General features: G+C 45.2%; 4 protein-coding genes. 2 read left to right on the top strand and 2 right to left on the bottom strand.

Features of this window, described 5'->3' with window-relative positions:
• Positions 1-6 precede the first annotated feature (6 nt).
• Complete coding sequence (locus tag MHO32_RS06380) at positions 7-1548, top strand: diguanylate cyclase (RefSeq protein WP_239210959.1); 1542 nt, start codon at positions 7-9, stop codon at positions 1546-1548.
• A 100-nt stretch (positions 1549-1648) separates the two neighbouring features.
• Here the strand turns inward: MHO32_RS06380 and MHO32_RS06385 are convergent, their stop codons facing one another.
• Both MHO32_RS06385 and MHO32_RS06390 read right to left on the bottom strand, forming a co-directional pair.
• On the bottom strand, positions 1649-2275 hold the full coding sequence (locus tag MHO32_RS06385; RefSeq protein WP_005445925.1) for an OmpA family protein: 627 nt from the start codon (positions 2273-2275) through the stop codon (positions 1649-1651).
• A gap of 1 nt (position 2276) precedes the next feature.
• Positions 2277-3593 carry a TolC family outer membrane protein gene (locus tag MHO32_RS06390; RefSeq protein WP_026138255.1) on the bottom strand — a complete coding sequence of 439 codons (1317 nt, stop codon included), beginning with the start codon at positions 3591-3593 and terminating at the stop codon, positions 2277-2279.
• A gap of 403 nt (positions 3594-3996) precedes the next feature.
• Between MHO32_RS06390 and MHO32_RS06395 the strand changes: the two genes are divergently transcribed.
• Positions 3997-6582 (top strand): Calx-beta domain-containing protein (locus MHO32_RS06395; protein ID WP_272491980.1); only part of this gene is annotated, 2586 nt, incomplete at its 3' end.

The raw sequence follows: 6582 nt of genomic DNA on the forward strand, positions 1-6582 counted from the left end.
TAAATCATGAACGTATCTCGAAGTCTTCAGTCAGTCACCCTGCGTTACACTGTCCCAATAGTGTTGATAGCACTCTTTACTAACTTTACTTATTGGGCGTATCAACAAGTTGATGAGGCGAAAAACCTAGCTCGATACCATGTAAAATCGGCGGAGATCAACCTAGGAACCATCGTCGATGGATACCGCGATTTACTACGAGCAATGAGCAAAGACGAACACTTCATCGACCCCGATATTACGTTGCAAGAACGGGCAAATCGTGCGGTCCCTTACAAGCAAGCCTTTGAGCTTGCGGGTATTGGCTTTAGTGATGGAGTTGGGAACATGGTGAGCACGCACAACAATAAGGTGCACTCCATCGCTCATCGAGATTACTTTCATCAAGTGATTCGCAGTAAAAAAGCAGTGATGACCGACGTTCTCACTGATATCTCAAACGGCAATATCGTATACGTGTTATGTCGCCCTATGTTCGATGAATTGGGAGACCTAATGGGTACCATCTCAGCTTCTATTCATTTTGGCGAAATTCAAACCGCGCTCCAAAGCGATAGCGAAAATGATATCTACAGCGTTTTGCTGGACGAAGATCTGAATATCATTAGCCACTCTAAAGATGAGTTCTATGTAGGGGTAAACTTATTCAACTACGGTTATGAGAAGCTGTTTGATCGCGAAGGGAATCTGAAAGCACTTACCGGGGCAAATAATGGGGGATTCTTTACTTACAGTTCGCCATTTGATCTATCTTACGTTGAATTCACTAAAGTAGATGGAACACCTTGGATTCTGTTATCCAAAGCTAAGTTCAGCAGTTTGTTGGGTGAAGGCACCATGATGTTTGGTGTGAATGTTCTCATGATCATTGCTATTTACGTTGTGATTTCTCGTATGATGGGGAAACAAGTGGTTGGTTTGACCCAGCCCCTTGACCGATTTTTAGAAGAGAGCCAAGTTGTGTTCAACGACACGTCCATGGAACTAAAGGAACATTTTGAACAAGTTCTTCAAGCAAGTCGGAATGGTGTTTTTTGCTCACGAAGTGGCTTGCTGACTCGTGAATACTTCTTGCGTGGCGCTGAAAAGTCACTGTCGCTCAGTAACAGTCCTAAAGCATGTATCTTCTTTGATATGGACAACCTGAAGTTTATCAACGACACCTATGGGCATATGGCTGGGGATAAAGTGATTGCGTTGTTTGTGGCAGTCTTGCGAGAACACTTTGCTCACAAACGAGACCTCATCGGTCGTTTTGGTGGGGATGAGTTTGTTGTTCTAACTCAAGAGTTTAATAGTAAGCGAGAGCTAGAATTAAAGTTGGATCAGTTTCTTCACCAACTCCAAGCAACCGCAGACCGTTTAGGTATTGATATTAATCTAACCGCGTCGATTGGTGTTGTGATGACTGAGGATGTAGAGCGAGATATTGAGACGCTTCTCCATTGCTCAGACATGGCGGTGTACCGCGCAAAACAACTAGGGAAGGGGCGCTACAAGTTTTACCACTCATCTATGATTGAAGTACCTTTGGTCAGTTCGGTGTAGAAAGCCCAAACGAAAGCCAGCAATGATATCTTGCTGGCTTTTTTGTTATTGCTTGAGATGGTTACCTAACAGAGTGGCTTTAACTATTAATTATTAACTATTAATTCTTAGGTAGCGTTGTGAAGATAGTCCATTCTTTCTCGACTTCACCTTTGTATCCGACCACGGTTGCGGTTACACGGCGATTGAGTGCATGACTTCTTTCATCTGTCCCTTGAGCGGCAAGCTTGGTTTCACCAAAGCCGACGATTCTTAGACGATCTGGTGATATCCCATTTTGAATCAGCTCGTTGCGAACGCTTTCTGCTCTGCGTTTCGAAAGGGCAAGATTGTATTCATCCGTACCAGTGATACTGGTGTAACCTTGCAGTTCAATTGACGTTGTTGGGTACTCTTTAAGGAAATCAGAAAGGTCGCTAATTTGCTGAGCAAAGACAGGGTTGATTTCAGAAGAGTCGTTAGCAAATAGAACTCGAATCTGCATTTCTTGGGATGATTTCGCGTATTCCCCACAGCCGTCGTTATCGATCAAAGAGCCTTCTGGTGTTCCAGGACACAGGTCTCGTGCATTAATAACACCGTCTCTGTCATCGTCGATTAAGTCAGCAATCTGGTTAGCTGTCGGTGTTTCCATGTATTCGTATTCATCACCGGTTACTCTGTTTGAATTAGAGCCACTACAAGCGGAAATCAAACCAACCATGAAAAAAATAGGTATTACTTTCATATTAATACTCCACTTTCTCTAGCCACTCTCGTGGTATATCGATACGCAAAGAGTTAAGCAGTTGACCGGTTGCGTTCATTACGCGGTATTTTGCGTATTGCTCAGCATATTTGGCATCCAAGTAGTCCTTACGTGCTTCAAACAGCTCATTTTCTGTGTTGAGCAAATCGAGTAGGGTACGCTTACCAATACGATATTGTTTCTCGTAGGCAATGACTGTTTTTGCGGCTGAATCTACGTGATCGGATAGGAACTCTTTTTGTTGCAGCGTAAGATCCAATGCGCTCCAAGACAGCCTTAAACCTTCTTCAACATTTTGATATGCACCTTCACGAAGGTCTTTTGCTTTATTGAGTTGATAAGCGAAGTTTTCGGAGTTCGCTGCGTCGCTACCACCGTTATAAAGGTTATAGCGCAATCTGAGCATAGCCAGTGTTTCGTCGCTTCTGCCTTTTAGACCGTCCGCATCATCACGCCAAGTCTGAGAAGCTTCAATTGAGATGGTTGGGTAGTTAACGCCCTTAGATTGTTTGTACTGGAACTTTGCGGAATCCACATCAGCCAACGCGACTTGGATGACTGGGTGGACTTCAAATGCTAATCCGATTGCTTCGTCCACGGTGTAAGGAAGGAAGTTTTCATCGGCACGTGGAAAGATCAAACCTTGTGGTGTTTGACCCACTAAACGAGTGAACATGGTATGAGAATCGAAAAGGTTGTTCTGTGCAGCCGCCAAGTTACCGTGCGCTTTCGCTAAACGAGCTTCAACTTGCGTTAAATCGGCAGTCGATCCAATCCCAGAATTTACGCGCTTTTTAATATCTGCGTAAATTTTCTTATGCACTGCAAGGTTGTTCTCTGACAGCGTTAATATTTCGTACGCTTTCACTGAGTCTAAATAAACTCTGGTTACTTCTAACGCGGTGTCTGAAGCGTCAGCGAGTAGTTGAAACCTTACCGATTCAGCATCTGCTGCAGTTCGGTCCATATCATTCAGTGTTGCGCTGCCATCCCATATGAGCTGGGTTAAAGTGATGGACGCTTCCTTTCGTGTTAAATCCGTGTCTCCACGGCTCACTTCTTCAGCCGGGTCAATCCCTTCATAACCGATGCCCGCATCCAAGTCTATGGATGGTAAATATGCTCCAGATGAGGCTTCGTTGATGTATTTACGACTGTTGAACTCATTGAACGCACTCTTGATGTCTGGGTTATTCTTCAACGTGAGCGCTACGGCTTGCTCTAAAGTTTGACCGAACACGGGTGACGTCAAAATGAAACTGCAGCAGCAAGCTATTTTTAGTCGATTCCATTTCACAGTGGTTCTCCTAGAAAATTTGTATAGCTTTTTAGTTATTTCATCTCAAGATTGAGACGAAACATCACAAATAACAGCTTATCGTCGATGAATTAATCAACATTCTGTTAACCCTAGGCTTTTATTCAGAAAATCCAGTGATCCGCCTAATAAAACCTTAGCACATATGAGCCAGAGTGCTCATTTGGTTGGCAGCCTTTATTAGAAGAAAAGCTTGAATTCTTAATATCATAGCGTCCTACAACCTGTTTCGCGCCTAAAGTAAAACGATCCCCGCCTATGGAACTCGTTCCCATCTCGTTGTCGCCATATACAAAGAAAACACGATGATTTTGACTAAACTATAGTCGTATTTGTTGGGGTGACAAACTTTTGACAACTTGAAAGCCTGGTGGGGTGATTTATGGATCGAGTAACCTTTAGCTCGCTTGCGAGTAATATCGTAGTTATTGGAATTGACGGGGAAATTAGGACCTTAGAACCAGGTCAGGTCCCTGCATCTGGGGAATTGGTTATCACTGAAGTGTCTGACACTTCTCAATTGAATTTCGAACAAATAGCCCCTGATGGCAGCTCAATTAATGTAACGGACGATATCACCGCACTAATTGAGGCAATCGCAGCCGGGGAAGACCCTGCACAGCTTGAAGGTGACTTTGAACCTGCAGCGGGTGAAAGCGATGGTTCGAGTCCACAGTCGACTGGAGCAATTGATCGCACAGGCGCAGAGACCCTTGCTAGTACGGATTTCGAAACGGTCGGTACAGCAATACCCCTATCAGAAACTCAAGAGCTATCGTTGCTTGAGTTTATCAACCAACAAATAATTATCCCTGCTCAGGTTATCGTTCAGGACATATCCAGCCCGACAATAAACGAAGGTGATCAAGCGTCTTTTGAAGTCACTCTCGACCAGCCCACACAGCAAGAGACTGAGGTGACATTATCCCTTAGTGATGATTCTGCGACAGGGGGAGCTGATTACGACAACTCGGTTATTACTATTACTTTTGAAGATGGAAGTACGGATCAAATAAATGTCGGAGAAGATGGGACGTTTTCTGTTTCAATCCCCATTGGAGATGAGTCGTTCGTAATCACGGTGGATACGATTGATGACGACGTATTTGAAGGAAACGAAACTTTCACGTTAAGCGGTGGTACGGAGAACCAACCGGAACCCGTTACAGGTGTGGCAACAATAACAGATGATGGCACTGGTCCGGGTGAAGAGCCTGATGACGATCGACCGACCGTTGCTTCTGTCAGCGATACAACCGTAAACGAGGGTGAGGAAGCTGTGCTTGAGGTAACGCTTAGCAACCCGAGTACGTCAGAAACGACGGTGAACATGACGTTATCTGATGGAACTGCGGAGGGTGGATTAGATTACACAAACACTTCCGTCACTATTACGTTCGAGGATAACAGCACTCAGATTGTTAATGTAAACCCAGACGGTAGCTTTGCTGTCACTGTCCCTGCGAATGAGGTTAGTTACAATGTCACGATAAATACGATAGACGATGATTTGTTTGAAGGAACGGAGACGTTTACGTTATCGGGCTCAACAGAGAATCAAAATGGCACAACGTCAGGAACGGGAACCATCGTTGATGACGGTTCTGGTCCCGGCCCCAATCCGGATGACGATAGACCGACAGTTGCATCTATTAGTGATACTACGGTTAATGAGGGCGATTTAGCCATATTAGATGTGACGCTTAGTAACCTAAGTACGACCGATACTGTGGTCAGTATGAATCTAGCTGATGGTAGCGCTGAAGGTGGAATAGATTACACCAACACATCCGTTACGATTACTTTCGAAGACAACAGCACTCAAGTCGTAAACGTCAATCCAGATGGTAGCTTTGATGTATCCGTGCCAGCGAACAATATAAGCTACAGTGTCACTATTAGTACGATTGATGACGACCTCTTTGAAGGCTCAGAAACATTTACTTTGTCTGGAAACACTGGCAATCAAGCGATTCCTCAGACGGGAACAGGGACCATTGTTGATGATGGTACTGGCCCGGGACCTGACCCTGATGACGACCGTCCAACGGTATCCATTAGCGATGCGGGAGTTGTTAATGAAGGTGATACGGCAAACTTCGTTGTGTCTCTAACTAATGAAGCTGATTCTCCAGTCCAAGTGGAACTAGGTCTTGATCTTGGTGATACCGAAACGGGCGATCTTGGCGTCCTAGAATACAACACTGGTTCAGGTTGGGTTGCCGTTCCAAACGATGGTGTAGTTACGGTACCTGCGGGATTAAGCGAGTTTGATGTTCGCGTTGCTACTATTGATGACGAAGTGTTTGAAGGTCCTGAAGAGTTCAGTGTTAGTGTGACAGGTTTGGACTCAGTTCAAGGTTCTGATTCAGGTAGTGCAACGATTGTCGATGACAATACTGGTCCTAGTCCCGATCCGGATGACGACCGTCCAACCGTATCTATCACTGACGCTGGCACGATCAACGAAGGTGACACAGCCAATTTTGTTGTCTCGTTAACTAACGCTTCTGAAGCCCCAGTGGAAGTTCAACTCGACCTTAACCTTGGTGATACCGAAGCAGGAGATTTAAGCACCCTAGAGTACAACACGGGCTCTGGTTGGGTAGCCGTCCCTGTCGATGGCGTAGTGACTGTACCAGCAGGGTTAACTGAGTTCGATGTACGAATCGCTTCGATTGATGATGAAGTCTATGAAGGTCCAGAGAACTTCACCGTAGACGTAACAGGTCTTGGTCCTGTTCAAGGTACTGACACGGGCACAGCCACTATCGTCGATGATGGTACGGGACCAGAGCCTGAGCCAGATGATGACCGTCCGACAGTATCTATTAGTGATGCTGGTACGATTAACGAAGGCGATACCGCTAACTTCGTTGTCTCGTTAACTAATGCATCAGAAGCCCCAGTAGAAGTGCAACTCGACCTTAATCTTGGTGACACCGAAGCAGGCGACCTTGGTACTCTT

It is taken from the genome of Vibrio sp. MMH1-50, assembly GCF_022347645.1.
In the GTDB taxonomy this organism is placed as follows: domain Bacteria; phylum Pseudomonadota; class Gammaproteobacteria; order Enterobacterales; family Vibrionaceae; genus Vibrio; species Vibrio harveyi.